This is a genomic window from Paenibacillus sp. NPDC093718 (assembly GCF_050279985.1).
Classification (GTDB): Bacteria; Bacillota; Bacilli; order Paenibacillales; family Paenibacillaceae; genus Paenibacillus_AQ.
Genome location: NZ_JBNNUS010000001.1, coordinates 110,483 through 136,505 on the forward strand (window position 1 = coordinate 110,483; position 26,023 = coordinate 136,505).

A 26,023-nucleotide genomic window follows, 5' to 3' on the forward strand; every position below is an offset into this window, starting at 1 on the left:
AAATAAAGGTGTACATCTGAAATGGAGGAAATCTACATATGGACAATTTCGAGAAGAATTTGGAGAAATACGCGGAGCTGGTCGTTAAGGTAGGTGTAAACATTCAGCCAGGCCAAGTGCTGATCGTCAATGCTCCAATCGAAACCGTAGAGTTGACACGCCGCATCGTTGCCAAGGCATACAATGCTGGCGCCAAATATGTGCAAGTCGACTGGGATGATGAGAGAATCACCCGCATTCGCTACGAGAAAGCACCCAATGACTCCTTCGGTTATTATCCGCAGTGGCAGGCCGATGCCATGCAGCAGCTTGCTGAAGGCGGAGGAGCCATTCTGCGCATTAAGGTCCCGGATCCGGAGCTGTTTCGCGGCATTGATTCGGCCAAAGTATCTACAGCCGTAAAAGCCGCTGCCGTAGCCAACGAGAAATACCAGGTTTACGTGCGCAATAATAAAATAAGCTGGTCGCTCATTAAAGCCCCTACCCTCGCTTGGGCCAATAAGGTATTCGCGGATCTTCCCGAAGAGGATCGGATTCAAGCGATGTGGGATGCGGTATTCCAAATGAACCGGGTGGGCAGTGAAGATCCGGTTGCCGCATGGCGGGATCATATTGCTCAGCTGAAGCAACGCCAGAATCACATGAATGCCAAACGCTATAAGAGTTTCCACTATCGTGCGCCGGGAACGGATCTGCGCGTGGACATGCCGGATGGGTATCTGTGGCTCGGCGGCGGCGACGAAAATGAAGCCGGCGTATATTTCGTGGCGAACATGCCGACCGAAGAAATCTACACGATGCCGCACCGTACAGGCGTGAACGGGACCGTAACCAGTACGCTTCCGCTTAATTTGAACGGCCGCCTGGTGGAAGGCATGAGGCTCACGTTCAAGGACGGCAAGGTTGTCGAATATGAAGCCGAATCCGGACGGGAGCATCTTACAACACTGCTGGAAACGGACGAAGGCGCGTCCTATCTCGGAGAAATGGCACTCGTACCGCATGACTCGCCAATCTCCCAGTTGAACCGCGTCTTCTATAACACCGGTATCGATGAGAATGCATCGTGCCACTTTGCCCTGGGAAGCGCCTATCCTGTCAATATTGTGGGCGGAACCAAGATGAGCAAGGAGGAACTGCTCGCTCACGGAGCCAATGTCAGTCTGACGCATGTTGACTTCATGATTGGTTCGGCTGAACTCGACATTGACGGCGTGCTGGCTGACGGCACGATTGAACCTGTATTTCGCGGCGGACGATGGGTTTGACATCAGTCTGAAATGTCATGATAATCCACCTTCATATTCAATTACAAGCCCTGCGGCAATCGCAGGGCTTTTCTAGCGTACAACCTGAAAGAGGCTGACACTAGAGCTCCAGCTCTAGTGTCAGCCTCTTATCAGTTCTTATTCCTTACTTCTTCTCCATGTGCTTCAGCATACGAAGTATCATCATGACCGCTTCCGCACGGGTAGCAGATTCCCGAGGAGCAAACCGGTTACCTAAGCGGCCATTCACGATGCCAGCCTCGGCCGCGGCTGCGATTTCCTTCTCTGCCCAAGCCGGAATGGCTTGCTGATCACGGAATTCCGTTTCTGGTTCTGGTAAGGCAAGGCCCAGATAACGTGTGATCATGACCGCCATTTCAGAACGGTTGACGGATTGATTCGGTCTGAATGAGCCGTCTTGATATCCCTTCACAATACCTTCGGATACGGCCCATTGAATCGCTTCATTTGCCCAGGACCCGATCAGGGAACTGTCCTTGAAATTCAGCTTCCCAGCATCCCCTTGTCCATTCAATGCTTTGACCATCATCACCATAAATTCAGCGCGTGTTACTTGCCGATCCGGCTTAAAGGTCTGATCCGGATAGCCTCCAACGATACCGAGCTGAACCGCTTCCTGTATCGCCGACGAAGCCCAATGTCCAGCGATGTCGGTTAACATCACCGGTTTTGGTTCCGGCTTCGGTTCTTCGGTCCCCGGCTTCACCTTACGGTGAATGGTTAACTGGTAAGTTCGGGTCGTACCGTTCTCCGCCCGAATCACCAGCTTCAACAGGTTTGCCCCTTCCTTCAGCGCGATTACCTGATCCTTCTTCAGGGGTTCTTCTCCAAGAAGGATTGTTGCCTTGCTATGCGCCGCATCTACACGGAGCTGCACGGAATCGGCTTCCGTCTCAAGTCGATACGCTGTCGTGTTCTCATTAAATGCAGGGGTTAGTTCAGCTGCTTTGCCGCCGATGATCACTTCAAGTCCCTTTAAACGGTTGTCTCCAGATAATACATGGCCTCCAGGGGATCCCGATTCTGATCCCGATGATGGAGGATTCTCCGGTAAAGGTACAACCGAAGCGTTATAGGCAAGGATCGCGGCTTGCAGAGCGGTGATCGCATCCTGTACTTCCTTGGCAGTTGCATGATCCTGTTGCGCTGTGGCGCTGGCGCTTTCAATGGCAGCACGGAGTGTTGACCTTGCTGCGGCCGGATACTGCCCCGGCGACGTGCCTTCCCGTGTTTCGTCGAGTCTTTGCTGTGCCGATGCAATCAATCCGATTAACTCGCTCTTGTCTACTGCTGCTGCAGGTGTTGTGACCGAGTTATGAAGTCCGGCGCTCTCTCCCGCAGCGTTATAGGCTTTTACGGTAAAATGATATCGGGTGTCCGGCTCCAAACCGGAGGCGGTATGCGAATACACATCATTGGTCACGGTAACAACCGGTTCACTCCGCCCTTTCAGATATACACGATATCCATCCACGCCATCATCTGCGGTCGCTTCCGGCCAGCTCATGGATACGCCGTTCGACGTGATGTCCGAAAATTCAAGCTTTCCGGCTGTCCACACAGGCGCTCCCGGAATTTCTACGGCTTGAGTGATGACCGTTAAAACCTCACTCGGAGCCGATTCCGCGCCTTGCTTGTCCACGGCGGTAACTTTGAATTCATACGGCGTGTCCGGGGTCAGCCCAGTCGCTTCATATACGCTATCCGTAACTGTTGCAACGCGCTCCCCGTCCTGATACACATTATAGTTCGCAACTTGTTGTTCCGGACCGTTCGCGGGATCCCAACCGATTTGAACCGTTGACGATGTCACATTCAGTGCTTTCAGGTTGGTCGGAGCGTCGAGATTCCCTCCATCTGTCGTGAATGTCCACACATCCGAAAGGGTTCTCCCTCCGAATTTGTCTTGTGCGACGACATACCACGAATAGGTTCCATCGGATTGCAGTCCTGCCCATTGCTGAGTAACCTCAGTGCCGCTAGCCACGTTCTGCGGTGTACCGATGGACTCTCCTCTCAGATGATTTACTTGGATCGAATCCGTTGCGACCCGCTTTAATTTCGGTTCAAGATCCAGGTTCATCGTAAATTCATCCACGCCCGGATTTGTATAATAATTATATTTATCCAGGTAAGGCGAATACGTATTCACGTAAATCTGATTGCTTTCCTTATCAAAATGCAGTAGTCTCAAGTAACCACTCCCGCCATCGGCATGTCCTTGATAGTCTGCCAGCATCTGATACACGGTTCTGTCCGCAGTACCGTCACCATTATCATCCAATTCATTTTTAAGCAGACTGGCTCCCGTGTAATGGCCGCTTAGAACGGCAACTACGTTGGGATTCGGTACGACAACTTCCTTGTACAATTTGTTGCCTATACCGGAGCGGGTTCCGTTCGCGAGCATGTAATCGTGGAAATTCAGAAATGCGATACGGTCCGGATATTCTGCGAGAACCTCGTTCATCCATTTAATGTCCTCGTCTTCAACGCCCCATCCCATATACATCATGATGAAGTCGTTGCCTTCAACGGATACAAGGTCATAATGTCCGCGATTGTCCTTGTAGGAACCTCCGTAATATGGCTGATTCTTGTAACGGTTCTCCCCGAAATATTGACTGTAGGTCGTGTAGTCCCAATCGTAGCTTCCCACATCATGATTTCCGGCAAGCACGCCATGCGGCAGTTTTGCATCCTCCAGCATCTTCATGTAATCATCGGCACGCTTCCATTGATACTCAGCTGTCGGGTCATTCACAATATCACCGGTATGGAACAAATATTTGATGTTCATATCATCGATGGAGTCAACAATCCAATCAAACTGCTTCTGCTGTATATGCGGGTACAGCTCCGTTAAGAATTGGGTATCCGATACCCATACAAACGTGTAATCATAATCCTCTCGGGAAGGGATTTCATCCTGTACAATGACATCCACTTTGCTGTTTTGTACGTAGTCTGCTGCCGTTAGTTCGCCTCGAAGCGTAAAATCATCTTCAGACTGCGCAATATGTTTGGTGATCTCCGTCCACTTGTTCAGATTGTGGTTCCATGCATACATCGTGACCTTTCGGCCAGGCACCGTGTGTCCTTCCCAAGTTACTTCAACGCTGTCACCCGGCTCCACGGCATGCTCCAGCTCTACCTCAAACCGGATATAAGGGAACTGGGACGTGGAATCCACCGTGACATATTGATCGTTGGATTCAGCTACCAGCTTCAATTCCTCTTCGGTCAGCGCGGTTTCGCCAGCCGGGAACCTATCCTTAGGCGGTTCTTCATCCGAGGCGTTCTTGGACAGCTTCACCCGATCGCCGCTTAATGCATGATACGGATAAGCCTGATGGAAGGAGACCTCAAGTTCGTCATCCGATGGATCGCTAACTTGAACTTTAAGCTCCGGCGATAGCCCGGTTCCGTGCTCCATATCTGCAGGTGAGACCAATACAGGTACATTCGGATGCTCCGGTGAAGTGTTAAACGTAACCGTACGTTCCGAGATGTTGCCGATCTTGTCCACCGCCAGAATGTCCAGCTTATGGTCGCCTGGTTCAAGCTCGGAAGATGAAGTATCGTATGGCACCTGAATGGCTCGACCATCTAGCAGTGCCTCCACCTGTTCAACGCCGGATTCGCTATCCTGTGCAGTCACATCAATGGGAATGCTTCCCTTATAGCTCTTCCCTTCTTCAACGGTCACGTTAATTTCGGGTCCATTGTTATCTACCTGTATGTTGGCAAAGGCTTCAGACTTACCCTTTACATGCAAATCAACCTTGTGCAGACCGTCTGTAACCGTCGTGGTATCCCATGCGTAAGACAGGGCTTTTACCTTATCGGCAGAAATATCGAATTGAAACGCAACAAATGGCAGAAACCGTCCATCGTCCCCTAGGTCGTGAATAAGCGCAGGATCGCTGAATTGCGAATCCCGGATTTCTGTCCCGTCTCCTAACAACAGCCGTACGTTGCGGACATTAAAATCATCCATATTCCCCGTCGGCTTGTCATCCTCGAAATAGGTCTTCTCATTATCGCCGGCCCGCAGGGTAATTTCGTTTGTGCCGCTTGTCAGCCATTGCGGTTCGATGGGGACAACGATGGTTTGATAACCGTCAATATTCGGCTCGGTCTTGAACAGAATGTTCTTGCCAACGGTCACCGTGTTGATCCCATCGTCAATACCATCGCCTTCAAAAACAAAATATGCAGAATGCTCCATAACGGCTGTGCCTTGAACCGGCTGCCCGTCGATATGAAGCTCAAGATCGGCAGGTTCTACCCCATCTGCTGCCCCTCGAATATACGTTATCCCGGTGACGGTCTGTTGATCGTCAACATTCAGGCTGGCGCTGGCACCATCCCCCGTGAGGTCGACTTCATATTTAGGACTCTCTACTTTCTTAAAGGTGTTGGACACCGTGAAAAAGTACTCCAGCTTGGTGTGTCCCAGCAGCTCCAGATAAGAAATCGTATGACGAAGGCCTTGCTTCCCTTCCTGAAGCTGTACAACCTTGTAATCGTTCTGTCCATCGACACGATAAGATAGCGCAAGTGAAGTTACCATACGCTCATCGTGCGCTTCTGCCGTAATCTCCAGATTTTCGCCCGGCTCCACATTCGTTGTTGTCGTCCGGTTGGTGACCGTCGGTTCCTTGGTCACATCAATATGTACCGGCTCCGCAGGCACCTCGGAATGCTGCAGCGAACCCGGCGTAGCCTTATACTCCAGTTGGGAGATCCGCTGCATCTTCAGGCTGCCATCTTCGGGATACTTATAGAAGATCCCCTGATCAGCTTTGTTATGAACCTCCCCGTCATTGTAAAATGCGGACACGATCGGACGGCCGGTATTTGTTACAACCACGAGCTCCCGCATGCGTGAATTGGACATGCCGCCTGAGAATATTTTGACAACATCGGTGTTTTCAATCAGGTTGGTGCCGTAGTTTTTATTAAAATCAGCAATCGTGGATTTGCTGTTCTGAGCATTAATGATCCAGAACACCAGCGTGCCTCTGGATGGAATCATCACCTCATCGGGTACATGAGCCCAAAGGGTATCACTCTCCAAGTAACGATAACGAATTTTGTAATGGCTGAAATCGATGTCTTGATCGGTATTGTTATATACTTCAATAAATTCATATCCATCGGCGGTTCCTACATTCGTGGAATCAGGAACAAGCTCAGTGATCAGGAGTTCAGGCACGTTGTTAGGCGCGGTGGATGACTGGGCTGAAGCCTGTCCTGCGAATCCGGTAAACGAGGCCGACAACACGATACATAGGATCAAGAAGCAGGATATACATCGATTCAGGACGATCTTAGACAATGGAAAACCTCCTAGAAATGATTTTTTGAACAATCAATTCAGTTTCCCAATTCTCCAGGTCTCCATGGGATCTCCAAATTTTAATTAAAGCGCTTTCAACATCAAATCCCTCACGATATCAGATTCAGGCTATCCCCTTGAGAGATTCATTTAGCATCTCACCTCCTATGATCAATAATTGCATATTCCCTTCGTTTTTTAAACCACTTTATGTAAAATCTGATAAATGATACGCAAGTCCCGGCAATCAGCTTGTCATCTAGTAAAATAGGACAATATCTTAACAGACCTTCATCACTATATCTTAAGTAAGCATCCATATCTCAAGGTATGCAAAAAGCATCAGCATGACGTATAAAGATCATTACTTCCGAACTATTCACGTCATATCCGGTTCATCTTTGAGCAAGCAGCTTATTCTGCACAAAAAAAAGACCCCGCGAATGATATCGCAGGATCCTTATCAGTGGGAAGCGATTGGTTATTCATTATGCAGCAATTTTCCAATTGCTAGGGTGCCTTACCTGAAAAGAATCGAAGAAACTTCGCTCTCCTTCTCCTTTTACGAGTGTTCATGGCGAATCAACTGCCTTTCGGAATGACATGATGTTCTTCCGTCCGTCGATTGACAATACCACTTCCCACTTGTTCTATATTTACCCGGTCTTCTGGAAGTGAAACACTTTGACCCGAACTTTCTTTCGAATTTTGAGATCAGCTATGTACCCCTTCATTTGCATAAATGATTGCGGCTGCTCACACACTCTTCATCGTCTGGGACAGTTGTATTAGCTTGTTCATCGTTTTCCAATTCCGCATCGTCATCGGCACGCCGAGCTTCGATAACTGAACCGCCAGCTTGGAATTCCGAACGCTTTCCTTGAACAGTAAGTAAACCTCTTCACCGAGCACCTCGAAGATTTCCTTTTCGTTCACATAAAGCCTTAATTTCTCCATATCTTCAGCAGCAGGCGCTTCCGTCAGCATGGCAACATAAAGACTCTCAAACTCCGATGCTGCCTCCGCTTGACGCAGCGTTTCTTCCGAAAATGGACAGTTCCGAACGATCCCCTCGATTTCCTCGGAGGTTCTAATAATCACCGATATCGGAAAACCGAACGTTTCAAGTATGCCCTGCTCTATTTGAACGCGCAGCGTTTCCTTGGATTCCCCGGATTCAAAGAGCACGTTTCCGCTCTGGATGTAGGTCTGCACACGAGCTAGTGCCATCGATTCAAGCATCTTTCTTAAATCGGCCATCTTGATTTTATTGTGTCCGCCTACGTTGATTCCTCTAAGCAACGCAAAATAGATTGTCATCCAAGCATCCTTTCCAGAATCAGACCTGCCGTCTTCTCCCCGTTCGCGATGCAATCCGGTATACCCACTCCATAATAGGAGCATCCCGCGAGAATAACGTTAGGATACAGGTCATCCATTTTCTGTTCTAATGACTCCACGATTTGCCGGTGCTTCAAATGATAATTCGGCATATTGTCATGCCATTTGGTGACTTCACAAGAGATCGGCTCAGCCTTAATACCAAGGCTTTGGCTGATATCCCCCATCCCGATCTGTTTCAATTCTTCATCGGATAATCGGATCAGCTCCTCATAATGCGGATTGGAGCTCTTGTAGAATAATCGCATCAACAACCGCTTGTTCACGGAAGTATGCTCCCATTTCCGGCTCGTCCAGGTGCAAGCATCGCACTTCAACCGGGTTCCCTTAGCCGTAATGAATCCCGTTCCATCATAGGGAAGCTCTTCGTCTTGAATATCATAGGCAAGATACACGCTGATGAGCGATTTGGTATACAGCTGATCAAAGTCCTCATTAAGCAGCCGATCTTGCAGCAGATTCTTCGCGGCGGATCCCAGCGTGCTTAAAACAACAAAATCAGCTTCAAGCTTTTCGCCATTTGCCAACGTCACCTCGTAGCCGCTGGCTGTTTTCTCCAGCTTCTCTGCGGCAACGCCTTTGTATATCTTCGCACCTGCTTCTGTCAGTCTCTGTGCCAGTGCGTCAATCACAACCGAGACTCCGTCTTTGAAGGATAGAAATTTCTTATTGCCCGAGCTAAGGAATTTCTGTTTATTCTCGGCCAAACCACCCATGATGCTGCCGTACGTATTTTTGTACTCCAGCAAATAGGGAAACGTAGACGCAATGGTCAGGTCATGAAGCTCTCCGGAATAGACGCCCGATATGACCGGAGCGATCTGATTCTGAATGATTTCCTTACCAAGGAAGGCTTCAAGGAACTCCCCCAGAGAATCATCCTTGGTAAATGTCTCATTCGGCGTGTAGTAATCCTTGAGCGCCTCCACCTTCCCCTCGGAAGACACCAGCTCGCTTTCCGCCAAGGATTTCAGGCTAAGCGGTATGCCGAATACGCTCTCATCCGGGATTCTTTTCAAACCTGCAGTCGTATATATAAAAGAAGTCCCCGTAGCGTTATACACAACCTGGTCTGTTAACTGAAGCTCCTCCAGAAGTGGTGCCACATTCGTTTTCCGGGATACGATCGAATCCGCTCCGGTTTCCATAATAAATTCACCGTTCTGAACGGTTCGGATTTTGCCTCCCAGCGTTTCACTTGCCTCGATAAGCACCAGTTCCATATCCTGTTGATGGCGATTCAACTCTTTTTGCAGATAGTATAAGGTCGAAAGTCCGGTAATGCCGCCGCCGATGACTACGGTAGTTGTCACTGTACATACACCTCTATTATGTAGGTTCATAACCTCTTAATCATGATTGTTACCATTGTATCCAATTTCTAAGTATATCATAGAGCCCGTTCTTCCGAGGGACGCCATTCCCTCAATATTGTGAACAGAATCGTTCACCTAACTACCGACTTCCCGCCCCCCGGGAAAACACCATTAGTACATCAACGTACTGCCCCCTTTGTGCACGTGCGGGTTCCAGGGCATGCATGGATGGCTGTCGACAGCAAAAAACTCCGCGAGATCACTCGCAGAGTTTTTTTCGTGGGAAGCGGTCTTTCCTATTCTAACGCAATCGTTCCATTGCTTAAGGTGTACTTTGGAATAATTCAGATTGTGTCGTCCTTATTCCTCGTCATGTTGTACATGGGTATCAAATCCTTTCGGTAATTTCGACTTAACGTCTGATTATCCGTCTGGTGTTGATGTGTTTCCACTTCCCACTTAGGATATATATACCCGGTGCACGGTTGATGAAACAGGTGCGGCTATTCTTTTTCCAGCCACGGCGAGAACTTTATTTATCCTCGGTCAACACTTCAAGCAAGCCTGCCGGAAGCTCATACTTGCGGTTGTTGATCTGAATGCTCTTCAGTTCCTCCAGCAGCGAATCGTCGCTTTCCGAATCCTTAATGGCCTGCACTTCGTGGTGCAATTGCTCCATCTGACGGTCCAGCGCGTTAGCCGTATCCGCAGCCTTCTTAAGCTCTTCCAGCAGATGCTGAGGAACGGACTTATTATATTTGTAGAAAATTTTATGCTCCAGACTCGCCCAGAAATCCATGGCAATGGTTCGAATCTGGACTTCAACGCATACCTTCTCCACCCGGTCGGAGAAAAACACAGGCACTTCGACTAAGAGATGCAGGCTTTGGTATCCGTTCGGCTTCGGATTCTTAATATAATCTTTGACGTTTAACACCGTTAAATCGCTCTGCTTCTGCAGCATGTCGCTGATTTTATAGATGTCGGTAATGAATGAGCAGGTGATTCTTAGACCCGCGATGTCTTTAATATTATCTTCTATGGAACTGAGAGAGATGTTTCCGCCTTTTCGAAGCAACTTCTTCATGATGCTCTCCGGCGATTTCAGGCGGGATTTCGTATGTTCGATCGGGCTATAATCATGAAGAGCCTGGAACTCCTCTTTTAATATTTCCATTTTGGTTTCGATCTCATCTAAGGCGAATTTGTATTTCATCATGAATCGGGTTATTTCATTCCGAATGATTTTGAGCTGTTCGATTTGCAAAGAATTCATGGGATACTTCCTTTCGATTGTGTGATTCAGAGCCGTGATGACTCGAGTAGTAAATAAAAACAAAACACGCTGCTAACATTCTAGAAGTTCTGTTCCCTCTTTAAATAGTAGTTGATATTGAGGTGCAACTGCAACTTTAGTGCTATAACGTCAAAAAGACGCTGCACCCGAAGGTCGCAACGTCCTTTATCTTATGCCAGCATCGTGCTGCTTGATATCGTTGTTCGACCTACTGCTGTACCGCTGGCACACCGCCCCGCTTCTGCGCCGCCATCTGCGGATACGCAATGCCCAGCAGGATCACGATAACCCCGATCCACTGCAACGAAGTCACCTGCTCGCTCAGCACCAGCACCGAAGCGATAACGGCAACGGGCAGCTCTCCGGCACCAAGGATGGTTGCCAGTCCCGTGCTGATTTTAGGTGCTCCCAGTGCGAATAGCAATACTGGAAGAACAACACCGAATACGCCTAAGATTAAGCCGAACAGCCATAAGCCGTTGTCAAACAGGGATATCTTCGTGTACACTTTTGGCGTAAACAGGATCGTCAGCAGAATAAGACCACCCGTTGAGATATAAAAGCTCCGGGTAATGGGTGACATCTGCGTCTCGACCCGGCCGCTGAAGAAGACAAACAAAGCCATCATCAAAGCCGCGGTCAGTCCCAATAATGTCCCTTTCCAATTCAATTGAATCTCGCCTGCACCCATGATCCCCCCAGCCATAATCGTCCCGACGAATAGAATGATAACGGAGATGACGGTGGGTTTATCCGGCCATTGCCGTTTCACAATAGCTTCGATAATGACGCCGATCCAGGTGAATTGAAATAGAAGCACGACGGCGATCGATGCCGGAATGCTCTGAAGGGCAAGGTAATACGTGACGCCTGTAAGACATGTACATAACCCCACCCCAGCTAGCCTTAGGAATTGCTTGCCCGTGACCTTTTGTCGTCCAAAAAACAGCATCAGCAACAGCAGAATGAGCCAGCCTGTCCCGAATTGGCTGATCATCACCTCCTGAAACAGGAACCCTTCCTGGTAAGCGAGCTTTACAACCGTTGACAGAATTCCGAAACAGCAGGCTCCCAAAAATACGAAGAATGAATTTTTCAACAAATGCAACAACGTGAAACTCCCCCTTACGCAACAAAAAACCCCACTTTCACCTGTTTTGGAATCCAGAAAACAGTAAAAAGTGGGGTTGAATCTGTTTGATATTGAATTATGGTCTTATCTTAAGACAAAACCCCAACATTGTAAATACCAAATGGGTTAGTTTGTATTTAAGAAGACAACTTTGCAAAAATCTCTTTCAATTTAGCAACAGCCTCGATCTCCAGAGCCTTAATATCCTCTACCAGCGATATCGCCGTAGTTGCTTGATTCACCAAATTAGGCTCTCCGCCTACAGGAAATGGGAACATCTGCTGCAGGGCACAGTACTTCTCACACATTCCCGAATATAACACGCTGGCTTCTTTAAACTGCTGCGTGAGTTCCGGTCCTTCCGTATTCGCCTCCGGCCATGCTGCTATCAGTTCCTTGAAGAACTCAGCAGCGTAATACCGGGCATCTCTTAATACCTCGATGTTGTATGCATGGCCGTTCGGTTCAATCTTCCGCCCCTGCAGCGATTCGATCCAAGCATCATATGCAGCAATCCCCTTCACCGCCGTCGGTACCACGCTTTCTTTCCCCTCATATTGTTCGATGGCGGTTTCAAGCGCAAGTCGAAGCTGCTGCTGAAGCGTTAAATCGACCGATCCCTCAATGGCCAGAACGAACAGCTCTTCCATTACACTCCTTCCGAGATTCTCATAAGGGAGCGTATCCGCTTTTCCGCATACTTCCCCATAGAGGGTTCTGGTCTCATCGTCATAGCCATACAGCGTACCAAATTCAGGAAGGGAAATATCCCATGCCAGCACAGGGTATCCGCGGTCCAGCGAGCTATGAATCAAATCAAGGGCCCTTGGCAGCTCCTGATGAATGCTGCGCTTGCCCATGGCACTCTTCTCCAAGGCAGATGGATCCAGCAGATTGGCATTGGTACCGATACCGTCCGACATGCCGTCGATGCATTTGGAATGGAAGCCGATATTATGAAGACCGCGTGATAATACTTCACCAAAAAAATACGCGGTCGGACCTGCAATGTGAACCTGATCCGGAATGATGTTGATTCGGAATGCATGACCTGTAAGCCCCATAACCATCGGCAGGGATAGCTTCCGATCCGTAAATTGCAGCATTTTATACGTGGCATCCGCAGCGGTTGTCCAAGTTTTGATTTCTTTCAACGATCCTTCGTACTGTAGAATCTTCTTATTCATAATTCCCAAGTCCCTTCTCGTCTTAATATAAGAGTCAACGGTGACACGGATTTTTTCTTGGATCACTTTCTTCCGTGATCTCGAAATAATCTGATACACATTGGCCGAAGAGAGCTGAAACAAGTCAGCAATTTCTTGCGGGGACAGCTGATCGAAAAAATGGGATTCGAAAATAAGCCGTTCGCGTGGCTTCAGGCGTTGAATGATGTCCGTTAAAACTCGCAGCGTCTCTTGCTGGACGATTCGTTCCTCCGGCACGTTGAATCCTGCGGCCGCTTCGGCTGAAGAATGATGGAGCCTTCCCAGAATGCTGTCCAGATTATTCCACTGGTCTGCACTTCCGGCACTATCAAACCTTCCCCTGCCTTCAAGCTCGGTGAATGTCTGCTCTTTCATCGCGGAGCTTCCCTTAAGCCGGGTATAGGCCTGATTCCGTACGATCCGCTGCACCCAAGGCAGGAAACGCCGGGTATCGACCAGTTTGCCCAAGTGCAAAAATGCCCGGACCAATGCATCCTGTACAACGTCCTCTGCCAGGTAGGACTCCCGGGTTATAGCTCTGGCATAGCCATAAACCTTGGACCGATGACGCCGAACAAGCTCCCCGAATGCTTCCCGCTCCCCTGCCTGGGCATATTTCACCAACTCCTGATCTTCCATCTCATCCCACTGGACCGTTCTGTCCGCTGTCGTTTCCAATTGCTCAAACCCTCTTTCGTATCGTTGACTACTTATATGACCAGAGAAGTTCGTCATTTCTGACAAAGTAATTAAAAAATATTATACCTTTTTTTGATTAGCCTGGTGCCATGATGCGAAGATAACGTCGCCATATTGCGCGGAGTAGTCCTGTCCTTTTTTTCATTCCGCGCCTAAGTTATATATGTCAGAATATAGTCCTTACAGGCAATGGACAAATGCCGTCCAATAATGCGACAATATACTCTGCATGTCATATCTTATATAGTAAGAATAACGAATTTTGCACCACGACACTCAAAGAAGCAACATTGCACTTATAGGAAGGGAACGAAAGCATGGCTCAATTATTTTTCAAGTACGGCTCCATGAACAGTGGTAAATCCATCGAGATATTGAAAGTCGCCCATAACTACGAAGAACAGAACAAACCGGTGCTCCTCTTTACGTCCGCTATCGATGACCGGGATGCCGTTGGTTATGTATCCTCACGAATCGGCCTGCGCCGCGAAGCCATACCTATATCCGATACGACCGACATCTACGGGATCGTGAAGGATCATCAGCCTAAGCCATACTGCGTTCTTGTTGACGAGTGCCAGTTCCTGTCCAAGGACAGCATCCTGCAGCTCGTTCGGATCGTAGATGAGCTTAACGTGCCTGTCATGGGCTTCGGACTAAAAAATGATTTTCGCAACGAGCTGTTTGAAGGCAGCCGCTGGATGCTGATTTACGCCGATAAAATCGAGGAAATGAAGACGATCTGCTGGTTCTGCGAGCGCAAAGCGATCATGAACCTTCGCGTCATTGACGGTAAGCCCGTGTATGCCGGCGAGCAGATCCTGATCGGAGGGAATGATACCTACTTCCCTGTTTGCCGCAAATGTCATACCAATCCTCCTTTATAATAGGACGTTTTTACGAACAATCTACCATTCAATCGTAAGGAGTAGGTGATCCATGCCGATAGTCAGACCGCTATTAACCGACCAGGACTTTCAGGAAGTTATGGAGCAGCAGATCCGTATACGCATCTTCAAGGATAATCATCTGATTGATTCCGGCAGTCTCGTCATCCGCTTCACCGACGAAACCGTCATTACGCAATCCAGCGTCAGTTCGCTCGGCTATCATAAGCGGGACGAATGCGAATTTTTTGAAGTGCGAAAATGATAGATGGATTGCCTGAATGCTTTTAGATTGACGGCTTTCATAGAGCTTCGATCAGACACTCAGGCAATCCGATTTTTTCCCCACTATAAAAAAACAGCGGCCTTCTGCAGAACAAGATCTGCAAAAAACCGCCGTTCGTTAATCAACCTATTTCATCAATAAGGTGTGCTTGCACCTAGTGAATATCGGACTTCGCCATGCTCCCACCCAGCACATCCGCGACATTTTGAATCGAAATAAATGCGTTCTTATCAATCTCCTGCACAACCGTCTTCAGCTTCGCAATCTCCAGCCGGGTGATGACGCAATAAATCATCTGCGTATCCTCTTTCGAATATCCGCCCTTGGCATAGATCATCGTCGTGCTGCGACCCAGACGCTGCATGATGGCACTTGAGATTTCTTCATATTCATTGGATATTATCGTAACGGATTTGGACTCGTCCAAGCCCTCTACCACAATATCCATCACTTTCGCCGCTATGTAGTATGAAAAAATCGAATACATGGCCGAATCTGCACCGAATACAAACCCTGCCGTAATGAAAATAAACACGTTGATAATCATGATGATCTGCCCGACCGGCATGCGCAGCTTTTTGGACAGCAGGATAGCAACGATCTCCGTACCATCAAGAGCTCCGCCGTAGCGGATGACAAGACCTACCCCAAGACCCAGGATCAAGCCGCCAAACAGCACCGCCAAAATTTTCTCGTTCGTAAACGGGTCTACATGATGCAGGAAGGTTGTCGCCACCGACAATACCACGATCCCGTACAATGTGGAAAATGCGAACGTTTTGCCGATCTGCTTATAACCGATGAACAGAAACGGCAAGTTGATAATGAAGAGGAACACACCCAGTTTGATGGGCGTAATCGATGATAATACGATGGAAATACCGGTAATACCCCCGTCGATAATTTCGTTGGGCACCAGGAATATCTCAAGCGCCACGGCCATCAGAACTGCACCGATGGTAATAAAGATGAACCGTTTCAGAATTTCGCCGACTGTCAGATTTTTGTGTTTTTTGACCATGCCATTCTCCTTTTTGTATCTTTTTTCACACGAAGTGCCTGTCGAAGAACCATTGTATTAAAAAAAGGAATGACATGTCAATGTTGACACGCAAAGTGACATGGGTCTTTTAGGCCATTGTCTTGTCGTCCAAACATAAGGAACGCAGATGCTGATCGATAATCCTCTCGATCTTTTCTTTGGCGAGTTGCTGCGGCCTCATGATATGATGAATCGCTAATCCATCCACCAATGCGTATATTCGCTCCTTTTCATATTCAAGATCCAGCTCCGGTTTAGCCAGCTTATGGGCAACCAAGGTATCCACCACATAATGGCACGCCTTAATTAAGCCATCATACATATGATCGGTCATTATTCTTAACTCGGGATAGACGAGCGCTTTGGCAACAAACGACATCCACACCTCCATTTCCATCGTCCTATCCTCATCCATCGGCAGAAATTGCATCAACACTTGCTTTACATCCTCAAACACGGGTCCCTTCAAGGACAGAGTAGAAAAGCGTTCTTCAATCCTCTCGATAATCAGGTTCATACAGAAAGCCAATAGCTCAGCCTGGCTGGTAAAATAGTGTCTCAGCGAACCTACGGATAAACCCGCCTCTTCCGCGATATTGCGTACCGTCGCTTTTTCGAGTCCACCCCTCTGAATCACCCGCAGGGCAGCCTCAGCGACCCGTTGTCTTTGTTTATCATGATCTACGATTTTCGGCATAATCCCATTATACACTTCCGGTTTTTTTTAATACAACGTACTATAAACAACATTTCAGCATCTTTAGTTTGCTTCTTTACTGCCTACCTTCGTAAAAATAGGTTCTCTCTATGGAACACCTTGGTAGAAACAATACTATATATATTAATGTCAAAAAGAATAGGGAACACGGGCAGCGTGTTCTTAGGAGAGGAGCGAGTTCGTCATTCGCACATTAACTGAATCGAAGGCTAGGCACGGTGTCTCTCGGGCATTCCGTGATCGGGAGGGCCGTTTACACCTGTTCTGGCGTGTAGTCCTTGGGTGGCTGGCTTTTGTTACAGGGCTTGGACTAGCGGTTGTGATAGCCACGGTAGCGGGTTCCTACGGGATCCCCACACTCGGGCTGCAAATCCTCCTTGCGGTCGTAACAACAAGCGTATCCGTACCGCTGATTTATCTGCTTAGACGTTATGTCGACCAGCGTCCCTGGAGCGGACTTGGTCTTAGTTCTCCTCCTTCCGGTTTTCGTTATTTCCTTCTCGGCATCGGCTTCCTTGCCCTGGTCACGGCAGCAGCCTTGCTGATCGGCAGCGCCGCCGGATGGATCCAGATCGTGGCATTCCACTTCCCTGTAGTTACGATGCTCGTTATCCTAATCAACGTTCCCATCGCATTTTTTTATGAAGCCTTTCCAGAAGAAATCACCTTCCGCGGTTATGTATACCGGAACTTAAACACCCGTTTTCCGCGCTGGCTTGCTTTGATCCTTCAGGTCGTGTTATTCGTACTAGCACCTATTGCCGTCACGGGATTCATGGTAGCGATAGGAATAGGTACATGGGACCTGATTACGGTGGAGTATATCGTTAATTTAATCGCGTTCGGTACGGTTTTGCAGCTATGCCGCATCGTATCCAACAATCTATGGATGAGCATCGGCTTTCACCTTGCTTGGCTGGAGATGGTGCGATATGTCGTGGTGCCTTCGAGTTATGCATTCATCGAGATCGAATACCTTTCGGTCTGGGGCAATTATATGGTAACGATCGGTTCGGTCATCATCGGAATCATTCTCTTGGTCGTGTGGTCCCTGCGGAGCAAGAATCGAATCGATTGGAATGGGATCGAGCCGGATCTCCCCTCTGATTCGAAATCTGAAAGCAAGGGAGCTGCGCTGCCCCCCCATTCTGTATAACAGCAGTTAACGGTTAAAGCACAAACTCACCACTGTTTTCGGGGAGTTTGTGCTTTACTTGTATTCACCCATCATACTTGCGATTTATAATATTGGTTTCTGTTATGCTATAATATATTCCATCCGCGATCGACCGGAAAATACATAATTTTACCTAGGCATGGGAGAGGATTTATTCATCATGTTGGAATGGCTTCAGAATGTATGGACCCATATGAAAGAAATTGACATGGATCAAGTGCAGGAATGGCTTCAGCAGTACTCGCAGCTGGGTCCCATCCCGGGTATTTTGCTTCCATTTATAGAGGCGTTCCTTCCCTTTCTGCCCCTTATCGTGCTGGTGATGGGGAACTCCGCGGCCTATGGATTATGGTGGGGATTCTTGCTGTCGTGGATCGGCGTTTGCCTTGGATCCGTTACGGTATTCTGGATTGTTCGTAAGTTGGGAGGCAAGCTTGGATTGCTTATCCAAAAAAGAATGCCGGGATCCCAACGCTTCTTCCATTGGATTGAAGAAAAGGGCTTTACGCCGATCTTCATCCTGTACTGCTTCCCCTTCACGCCTTCCTCACTGATCAATATCGCATCCGGCATCAGCACGATATCGGCAACGACGTTCACGATAGCCGTTATGGCAGGTAAATCCGTGATGATCTTTATGGTGGCATTCATTGGACATGACTGGCAAGCCTTTATCCAGCAGCCTTGGCGCATTCTTATCGCGGCCGTCGTTCTCTGGCTGCTGTGGCTGGCTGGAAAAAAGATGGAAAACCGTTATCATCATGAAGATCAGCCGGGAAGTGTCGTGATCAGCGGCAAAAAGACGAAGCGTTAAATTGATAACAAGACCCGCCAGTCCCGTCTTCAGGGATAGGCGGGTTTTGTTAATAATTATACCGGAAATGTTCGAATACCGCGATGTATACCATGCTGCCTTCCTTGAACTCGGTCTTTCCTTCCACATAAACATATCCAAGAAAGGAAGATAGCTCTTTCATTTTATTTGAGCTTTATCCAACTTCATCTGTACCTATTCTCCTGTTCTGGATCCGCTATGTCTAGCGTTCATGTCCAAGCGTTTTGCGAACTCGTGTTGAGTAATTCTACCACAGTAAGCTGACACCCGCGAGCCATGCATGAAAAAAGAAAATGGGCTTCCCAAGTACATGGAAAGCCCCGCTTGTCATTCCTCTATATGTCAGTCTGGAACTCCCTGTTCACGGTTATCCTTCCTCGGAATGCTCCCGATTCCGGGAAGCGCGCATCCGCTCACGCTCGCGCTTCAGTTCAGGCTTAAGGTCATCGTGAACGCTGTTCTCCCACATGGACACGCCTGATCGATACGCCGCCCTCCCGTTCAAGTGACCCGCTACCGGCCCCGTAATGAATACGAACACGATGCCCAGCAGCAGTTTGGCACTGACATGCTCCAGATAGAAGGTGAAATACAGAAATGCGCCTGCAAGGATCAAGAGGACGCCCAGCGTAGCACTTTTAGTAGCTGCATGGGACCTCATGTAAACATCCGGCAGACGAATAAGGCCAAATGCACTCAATGCACCCAGCAAAGCTCCGAGCAGCACCATCAGCGCGATCAGAAACTCACCGATCTGACTCATCGTTTGTGCGTTCAATGACATCACCCCTCTCGATATATCTGGCAAGCGCAGTCGTTCCGATAAACGTAAGAATCCCAATCAGCAGAATGATATCGAAATAGACGGTTGTCCGGAACAGCATGCACAAGACAGCGATCATGGATAACAGTACAATTCCGATCGTATCCAGCGACATGATCCGGTCGTTCATGGAAGGTCCCTTGATTAATCGGTATAAGCAGCCCAGTATAGCAAGCGACAAAATCACCAAAGAAGCAATCAGGATGCCATCGATCATGTGCGTGTCACCTCCTTGATCGCGCGTTCGAAGGTGCCGCGGATCTGATTCGACAACTCCTCGACATCTTCAATATCCATCGCATGAATATACAGCGTCTGACTATCGCGAGACACTTCCAGGGTAAGCGTTCCTGGCGTCAAGCAGATCAGGCACGATAACACCGTAATCTCCCAGTCGGATTTCAGTTCGGTGGAATAGGCGAAGATGCCGGGACGAACATTCAGCTTCGGTCTTAGGATCTGTCCGATTACGGTGAAACTTGATTTTAACAGTTCCCTTAGGAACAATAGCAGCAGCAGAATGATGGACCACAGCTTGCGCAAATAGAAATCGTGCGGCCAGAAGCGTCGCAACAGATAAATCAGCAAGATACCAATCAGATAGCCGACTATCAATTGCTGGGGGGACCAGTTATTGTTCAGGAACATCCAGACAACGGCAATGATGATATTTAACAGGATTTGATGGCCCATACCACTACTCCTTTAGTACAGCATTAATATATAGTGATGGATCGGATAATACGGCGCCTGCTTGAGAGGTATAGGAATAAATCCACTCCGAACCCACCCCAAGGACAAACACCATAACCGTTAGCCCAATCGCTGCAGCATAAGCTGTCTTGTGGATTCTAACCGGTTTCGATTCTGGTAGTCCAGGTGATTCGCCCCAGAATGCCCCCATAAATACTTTGATCAAGGAATACAATACCGCCAAGCTTGATGCCAGTGCCAGTCCCGTTAGCACATAATGACCCTCGCTCAATCCGCCCCGAACGATTAGGACTTTGCCAAGAAAACCGCTTAGGGGCGGGATGCCGACCAGAGCAAGTGCAACGATAAAGAACATCCATCCCACCAAGGGATGGCGCTTCATCAGCCCGCCCATTTCGCTCAGCTTGTTCGCCCCTGCACTGGCCATGATGATACCGCCCAGAATAAAGAGCAGCGCCTTGGCAATCATGTCATGCATCAAGTAGAATACTGCCCCGTTCAAGGAGTCGGAAGAAGCCGACGCTATCCCGAAGGCGATAAAGCCGACGCTGATAATAATGTTATAATTCAGGATTCGTCCAAGATCCTTGTACGCAACCGCGCCCAAACTACCCAGAATCATCGTGGCCGCGGCCATCCAGCCGATGACGGCGTGGATGCCGCCGGTATCGTGATGGAAGATCAGCGTAAAGGTACGGATAATCGCATATAACCCAACCTTCGTAAGCAGTGCGCCGAATAGGGCCGTAACGGCCGCCGGAGGTGCACTGTAGGAACCGGGCAGCCAGAAGAACAGGAACAAGCCCGCCTTCAAGGCAAATACAATCAGGAACAACAGGCCGATGACCGATAATATTCCATCCTGCTGTACTTCTGCCACCCGCAGGGACAGATGTGCCATATTCAATGTCCCTACCGTCCCGTACAAATAAGCAACGGCTGCAACAAACAAGGTGGATGAAATAATATTAATCAGCATGTACTTTAAGGTTTCTCTCAGCTGACGCTTGGTGCCGCCCAGCACGATCAGCGCATAGGAAGCGATCAGCATGACCTCAAAACAGACAAACAGGTTAAACAAATCTCCTGTCAGGAATGATCCGATCACACCAGCTAGCAAAAATTGAAAAAAGGCATAAAAGTAATGCTTCTCTCTCTCTTCCCCGATGCTCCGAAAGGAATAGAACAGACAGGCAGCCGCCACAATCAACGTCGTGAGCACCAGAAGTGCCGCGAGCATATCGGCTACAAACACAATTCCGTACGGCGGCATCCATCCGCCCATGTGAAGCGTCTGAATGCCTTCGCTGTTTACCTGATTCACAATGAACAACGCCACAAGCAGGTTTAGTATGACACTGACCACACTGATCCAGCGCTGCGCGCGGATGAACTTGGAGCAGAAAATAAGAATAACCGCGGTAACCAGCGGAATAAGAAGGGGCAGAACAATTACATTATTCATCATCCATCCCCCTTAGCTCCTCCATGTTATCCGTCCCCAAGCGTTGATACGCCTTATAAGCCAGAACAAAGAAGAACGATGTAACCCCAAAGCTGATGACAATGGATGTGAGAATCAACGCCTGCGGAACGGGGTCAACATAGGATGAAGCCTTCTCGCCAAGCAGCGGAGCAGCACCGGTCTTCAGCCGCGACATGGTGAGCAGCAGCAGATGGACGCCATGGGTTAGCAGTGAAGTGCCTAGAATGATCCGCAGCAAGCTTTTGGATAGGATCTGGTAAATACCAACCGCGAATATAATTCCAATGGCTAGCGACATATATAGTTCCATGGTCAGTTATCCCTCCCAATCGAATTGATGATGGTCATCGTCACACCGACGACGGCTAAATAGACGCCGAGGTCGAAAAGAACCGCAGTAGCCAGCTCGGTTTTCCCGAGCAACGGCAGGGTGAAGTAATCGAAGGAATGACTTAAGAACGGTGTGTCAAAGGCAAAGGAGCCGATCCCTGTAAGCAGTGCAATGGCAAGTCCTGCAGCCGTAACCTTTCGGAATTCGAAGGGCACGATTTTCCGGGTCATGTCCATGCCGAAAGCCATCGATAACAGAACCAGTGCGGCTGAAGTCATCAGCCCCCCGATAAATCCTCCGCCCGGTTCATGATGTCCCGAGTTGAACAGGAACCATGAGAACGTTACGACGATAAAGACGACCACCTTGGAGATGGTTCGCAGAATAACATCATTGCTGTTGGGCAGATACGCGCCTTCATAACGATCCCCTTCACCTATAATCCCTTCACCCAAATCAACTTTTATCAAAGCATAGATTCCGAGGGACGCAATGCCGAGAACCATAATTTCCAGCAAGGTATCAAATCCGCGGAAGTCCACCAATATGACGTTGACGATATTCTTACCGCCTGCCAAGTGGTAGCTCTCTTTAATGAAGTAATCCGCAATGGAGTCGAAGGATCTGCCGCTGCTTGCGGCCAGCGCGATCAAGGTTACAACAGCACCGACGCCGACCGAGATGAGCAGATTTTTCCACTTCAGGCTCATCGGCACCTTCTCCCGCTTCAGCTTCGGCAGATGATAGAAACAGAGCAGGAACAGCATGACGGAAACCGTCTCGACAACCATCTGGGTCAACGCCAAATCCGGAGCTCGGAACAGGACGAAGAACAAGGTCACCATATAACCCGCGGCCCCGGTTAATATAATCGCCATCAATCGTGTCCGTACGAACGGGAGCACAATGACCGGGATGACCAGACCGAGTATGGCAACGGCCTCATAGAAGGACATCGGTGCGTACTCCGTCATATCGAATCCGATATGATCAACCAGTAGCAGTCCTCCGCCAAGAACGGCTATGAAAAATACAAAGATATAGATCACATAGTGACGCAGCGAACCTGTCATGTAGGTTGAGGTTAGGGATTTGCCGCCTCTTTCGAGAACGCGCAATCCCCCGTCATACAGATTGTTCAATGTAAATCGCTTGAAAAGCGTTGTGTTCAAGATGCGCACTCTGCTGTGAAGTTTATACAGAACAGTACCGAGAACAATGATTCCGATGGTCATAAAAATTTCCGTTGTCCAGCCGTGCCACATCTCGATATGCACGTGGAAACGATCCTCTGACGCGAGCAGACCCGGATGAATGGCGGCCATTGCCGGTTCAATGAGTGCATGAGACAGCAGGTTCGGAAACAGACCGAACACGATGGCCAGCGATGCCAGAATAACCGGGGGAATCAGCATCCCCAGCGGTGCTTCGTGCGGCTTCTTCTCCAGCTTCTCAGGCTGGTAGCGTCCGGTGAAGGTTTTGAAAACCAGGATCATGCTGTAAAGGAACGTAAACACGCTGGCGATCCAGGCAACGACCGGGATCAGCACACCCCAGGTCTCGGCATTCCAGAAATTCATCTGAGACGCTTGAAGGACCGCCGTAAAGAACATTTCTTTACTCAGGAATCCGTTAAACGGAGGCAGACCGGCCATGGAAAATGCGCCTATGACGGCCACGGTGAACGTGATCGGCATGAGCGACATTAAACCTCCGAGTTTGCGCAGATCGCGGGTGCCCGTCTCATGATCAACGATGCCGACGACCATAAACAAAGCGCCCTTAAATATCGCATGATTCATCAGATGAAAGATGGCCGCTGTCGTTGCTTTTGTATAGAGCAGCGTGTCCACGCCGCCTCCATAATAAGCCGCTGCAGAGCCAAGACCGAGCAAGCTCATGATCAACCCCAATTGGCTGATCGTGGAGAACGCGAGCAGTGCCTTCAGATCTGTTTGCTTGATCGCACGGATCGAAGCATAGATCAGCGTGGTCAAGCCCGTAATCGCAACGATCCAGAACCAGGAAGCTTGACCGGCAAACACCGGACTAAAACGGGCAACCAGATAGATTCCGGCCTTAACCATCGTAGCGGAGTGAAGATAAGCACTAACCGGAGTCGGTGCTTCCATCGCATCCGGCAGCCAGATGTGGAACGGGAACTGAGCGGATTTGGTGAATGCTCCCAGCAGGATCAGAATCATGGCCGGAATAAACAGCGCGTCTCCCGAAATGCTCCCCACATTAGCTACAATCTCCCGCACGCTAAAGGTGCCAGTCATGACATAAAGGAGAATAAACCCTGCAAACATGGCAAGTCCGCCGAATACGGTGATCAGCATGGATTTCAAAGCTCCGTATCTGGAGCGGTCGCGATGATGCCAGAATGCAATCAGCAGGAAAGACGAGATACTTGTCAGTTCCCAAAAACCGTACAGCACCATCAGGTTATCGGAGAGCACGACACCAAGCATGGCGCCCATGAACAGAAGCAGATAAATGTAGAATTTATGGACGGCTTCCTTGCTCTTATCCATATAGAAGATGGAGTACAGTACGACGAGTGAACCAATACCAGATATTAATAGTGCAAAAATCAAACTTAATCCATCCAAATAAACGGTAAAGTTTATTCCCACGCTCGGAATCCATTCCAGGACCGCTTGAAGCTGTTCACCTCCCTGAATGGTTGGGATAAGTCCTAAAAAATAGGCGAACAGGACAACCGGTACCGGCAAAATGACCCATCCGGTGTGGACACGGCCAATGAGCTTGTAGGTCAACATAACCACAAGCGCTACAATAAAAGGTGCCATTACGGCGATGTGCAGCAAAGACAAAGTCTACTCCTCCTATAGTCCGATTTTTCCTTCATTAGTAGTATTTCCCCATTATTTAGGTATAAGTCCAAAAAAACACAAAAAGAGCCCGTTGATGGCAGGCTCCTCCAGGTAAAACCATATGGTATTTTTTCGAATCACACTGAAAATCAGTATATCTTGAGATCAAAGCTTTGTCAAAGGTATCTTGGAATGAAAAGAGGTCTATTGGGAAATCACTGTATGTAAAGGAGTGGTTCCCATGATGATCAAAAAAGCGGCTGTTTGCGCTTTCATCTTTCTCGCGATTTTGGCAGCCGCCATCTTAACGAATATTCGTACACATCCCGGCTATCAACAGGACAACAAGTCAACCAGAGTTTATCAAATTCAAGAAACCCCATGGTTCTTACCCCGAGAATACGTAAAAATCATTCGAACGTCACCCGACCCCCTACCGGATGAACCCTAATTCACGGGATGCGGCATTTATCCGTGAATCTGAATTTCATTATTCTCCTTGCTTCGTTTATTTCTTCGAATCACCCATGAAATGATCAGAATGATAGCCAGCACCGCGACAATTCCCGCCGCATAATATCCATACCGGTCAATCAGGGCTCCAATATGATCGACGACCTGATCTCCGACAAACATGCCCAAAGAGAAATAACCGATGGTCCATACAAAGGACGCGGAATAAGAATACACCGCAAATCTGCGATACGGCATCCCCTTCATGCCAACCGCATAGGGAGTAACGTTGCGCAGGATGGGCAAAAAAGCGCTTATGCATATGGCGTAATTGCCATATTGACGGGTCAGCCGTTCGGATACATCGAGAAACTGGCGGATCTTTGACTTTTCCTGGGCGCGGTTTAACAGCTTGCTCGCGGTAAAGCGGCTAAGCATGTAACCTACCGTCGATCCCGAACACACGCCAAGAAACGTCATGATAAAAGACGGAACCGGCGTTAAAATCTCGGATGCCGCTAACGCTCCGCCTGTCATTGCCACAACTTCATTAGGCACAGGAAGACCGACCAATCCAAGGCACAATACGAGGAATAATGCGTAGTGCCCGATCTGTTCAATAAAATCTAAAAGCGTATCCACTCCTGTCCCCCTAATCCGTCCCTAGAATATAGTATCAGCTTATATGACAACGTGGCTTTCGCAAACGTGCTGTAGGCGAGGATATGAACTGGACCTGAGACCA

General features: G+C 48.7%; 21 protein-coding genes. 6 read left to right on the top strand and 15 right to left on the bottom strand.

The features are described 5' to 3' along the window. Positions 1-38 precede the first annotated feature (38 nt). Positions 39-1,268 (top strand): aminopeptidase, encoded by a 1,230-nt coding sequence (locus ACQKPA_RS00570; protein ID WP_427488517.1) that lies wholly within the window; start codon positions 39-41, stop codon positions 1,266-1,268. 145 nt (positions 1,269-1,413) lie between these two features. Here the strand turns inward: ACQKPA_RS00570 and ACQKPA_RS00575 are convergent, their stop codons facing one another. From ACQKPA_RS00575 to ACQKPA_RS00600, 6 genes are all read right to left on the bottom strand, one after another. Next, positions 1,414-6,633 carry an S-layer homology domain-containing protein gene (locus tag ACQKPA_RS00575; RefSeq protein WP_427488519.1) on the bottom strand — a complete coding sequence of 1,740 codons (5,220 nt, stop codon included), beginning with the start codon at positions 6,631-6,633 and terminating at the stop codon, positions 1,414-1,416. A 756-nt stretch (positions 6,634-7,389) separates the two neighbouring features. Then, entirely contained in the window at positions 7,390-7,953 is a 564-nt protein-coding gene (locus ACQKPA_RS00580; RefSeq protein ID WP_427488521.1) for a DUF1697 domain-containing protein, read from the bottom strand. Then, positions 7,950-9,347 carry a protoporphyrinogen oxidase gene (locus tag ACQKPA_RS00585; protein WP_427488523.1) on the bottom strand — a complete coding sequence of 466 codons (1,398 nt, stop codon included), beginning with the start codon at positions 9,345-9,347 and terminating at the stop codon, positions 7,950-7,952. The genes ACQKPA_RS00580 and ACQKPA_RS00585 overlap by 4 nt, the downstream gene beginning before the upstream one ends. A gap of 535 nt (positions 9,348-9,882) precedes the next feature. Then, positions 9,883-10,626 carry a GTP pyrophosphokinase gene (locus ACQKPA_RS00590; RefSeq protein WP_100537787.1) on the bottom strand — a complete coding sequence of 248 codons (744 nt, stop codon included), beginning with the start codon at positions 10,624-10,626 and terminating at the stop codon, positions 9,883-9,885. Positions 10,627-10,855: 229 nt separating this feature from the next. After that, positions 10,856-11,758, bottom strand: a complete 903-nt coding sequence (locus tag ACQKPA_RS00595) for an EamA family transporter (RefSeq protein ID WP_427488525.1) — start codon at positions 11,756-11,758, stop codon at positions 10,856-10,858. A 158-nt stretch (positions 11,759-11,916) separates the two neighbouring features. After that, positions 11,917-13,665 carry an RNA polymerase sigma factor gene (locus ACQKPA_RS00600; protein ID WP_427488527.1) on the bottom strand — a complete coding sequence of 583 codons (1,749 nt, stop codon included), beginning with the start codon at positions 13,663-13,665 and terminating at the stop codon, positions 11,917-11,919. 338 nt (positions 13,666-14,003) lie between these two features. On the opposite strand from ACQKPA_RS00600, the gene ACQKPA_RS00605 reads away from it, so the two are divergent. Together ACQKPA_RS00605 and ACQKPA_RS00610 are read left to right on the top strand one after the other, a co-directional pair. Further along, positions 14,004-14,573 (top strand): thymidine kinase, encoded by a 570-nt coding sequence (locus ACQKPA_RS00605; RefSeq protein WP_427488529.1) that lies wholly within the window; start codon positions 14,004-14,006, stop codon positions 14,571-14,573. Between the two features lie 52 nt (positions 14,574-14,625). Beyond that, positions 14,626-14,838, top strand: coding sequence for a hypothetical protein (locus ACQKPA_RS00610; RefSeq protein ID WP_071220380.1), 213 nt, complete (start codon positions 14,626-14,628; stop codon positions 14,836-14,838). Between the two features lie 175 nt (positions 14,839-15,013). Here the strand turns inward: ACQKPA_RS00610 and ACQKPA_RS00615 are convergent, their stop codons facing one another. After that, positions 15,014-15,880: a YitT family protein gene (locus ACQKPA_RS00615; RefSeq protein WP_326094496.1), complete on the bottom strand. Its 867-nt coding sequence runs from the start codon at positions 15,878-15,880 to the stop codon at positions 15,014-15,016. A gap of 109 nt (positions 15,881-15,989) precedes the next feature. Next, positions 15,990-16,598 carry a TetR/AcrR family transcriptional regulator gene (locus ACQKPA_RS00620; RefSeq protein WP_427488532.1) on the bottom strand — a complete coding sequence of 203 codons (609 nt, stop codon included), beginning with the start codon at positions 16,596-16,598 and terminating at the stop codon, positions 15,990-15,992. Between the two features lie 340 nt (positions 16,599-16,938). Here ACQKPA_RS00620 and ACQKPA_RS00625 point away from each other — a divergent pair, with 340 nt between their 5' ends. Further along, positions 16,939-17,775 carry a CPBP family intramembrane glutamic endopeptidase gene (locus ACQKPA_RS00625; RefSeq protein ID WP_427488534.1) on the top strand — a complete coding sequence of 279 codons (837 nt, stop codon included), beginning with the start codon at positions 16,939-16,941 and terminating at the stop codon, positions 17,773-17,775. 181 nt (positions 17,776-17,956) lie between these two features. Next, positions 17,957-18,610 carry a TVP38/TMEM64 family protein gene (locus ACQKPA_RS00630; RefSeq protein WP_427488536.1) on the top strand — a complete coding sequence of 218 codons (654 nt, stop codon included), beginning with the start codon at positions 17,957-17,959 and terminating at the stop codon, positions 18,608-18,610. A 388-nt stretch (positions 18,611-18,998) separates the two neighbouring features. On the opposite strand, the gene mnhG is transcribed toward ACQKPA_RS00630, so the two are convergent. From mnhG to ACQKPA_RS00660, 6 genes are read right to left on the bottom strand one after another with little or no spacing between them, the layout of a single operon-like run. After that, complete coding sequence (mnhG, locus tag ACQKPA_RS00635; RefSeq protein WP_427490205.1) at positions 18,999-19,394, bottom strand: monovalent cation/H(+) antiporter subunit G; 396 nt, start codon at positions 19,392-19,394, stop codon at positions 18,999-19,001. Continuing rightward, the gene (locus tag ACQKPA_RS00640) at positions 19,378-19,671 is read right to left on the bottom strand and encodes a Na(+)/H(+) antiporter subunit F1 (protein ID WP_427488538.1); all 294 of its coding nucleotides are present in this window, start codon (positions 19,669-19,671) and stop codon (positions 19,378-19,380) included. The genes mnhG and ACQKPA_RS00640 overlap by 17 nt, the downstream gene beginning before the upstream one ends. Continuing rightward, positions 19,668-20,147 carry a Na+/H+ antiporter subunit E gene (locus ACQKPA_RS00645; protein ID WP_427488540.1) on the bottom strand — a complete coding sequence of 160 codons (480 nt, stop codon included), beginning with the start codon at positions 20,145-20,147 and terminating at the stop codon, positions 19,668-19,670. Before ACQKPA_RS00645 ends, ACQKPA_RS00640 begins: the two co-directional genes overlap by 4 nt. Before the next feature lie 4 nt (positions 20,148-20,151). Continuing rightward, positions 20,152-21,633: a Na+/H+ antiporter subunit D gene (locus tag ACQKPA_RS00650; protein WP_427490207.1), complete on the bottom strand. Its 1,482-nt coding sequence runs from the start codon at positions 21,631-21,633 to the stop codon at positions 20,152-20,154. After that, positions 21,626-21,964, bottom strand: coding sequence for a Na(+)/H(+) antiporter subunit C (locus tag ACQKPA_RS00655; protein ID WP_071220369.1), 339 nt, complete (start codon positions 21,962-21,964; stop codon positions 21,626-21,628). The genes ACQKPA_RS00650 and ACQKPA_RS00655 overlap by 8 nt, the downstream gene beginning before the upstream one ends. A gap of 2 nt (positions 21,965-21,966) precedes the next feature. Further along, positions 21,967-24,825, bottom strand: coding sequence for a Na+/H+ antiporter subunit A (locus ACQKPA_RS00660; RefSeq protein WP_427488542.1), 2,859 nt, complete (start codon positions 24,823-24,825; stop codon positions 21,967-21,969). 241 nt (positions 24,826-25,066) lie between these two features. Between ACQKPA_RS00660 and ACQKPA_RS00665 the strand changes: the two genes are divergently transcribed. After that, a complete protein-coding gene (locus ACQKPA_RS00665; RefSeq protein ID WP_427488544.1) occupies positions 25,067-25,276 on the top strand; it encodes a hypothetical protein in 210 nt (69 codons plus the stop codon). Between the two features lie 17 nt (positions 25,277-25,293). Here the strand turns inward: ACQKPA_RS00665 and ACQKPA_RS00670 are convergent, their stop codons facing one another. Further along, positions 25,294-25,920 (bottom strand): DedA family protein, encoded by a 627-nt coding sequence (locus ACQKPA_RS00670; protein WP_427488546.1) that lies wholly within the window; start codon positions 25,918-25,920, stop codon positions 25,294-25,296. Positions 25,921-26,023: the final 103 nt, after the last annotated feature.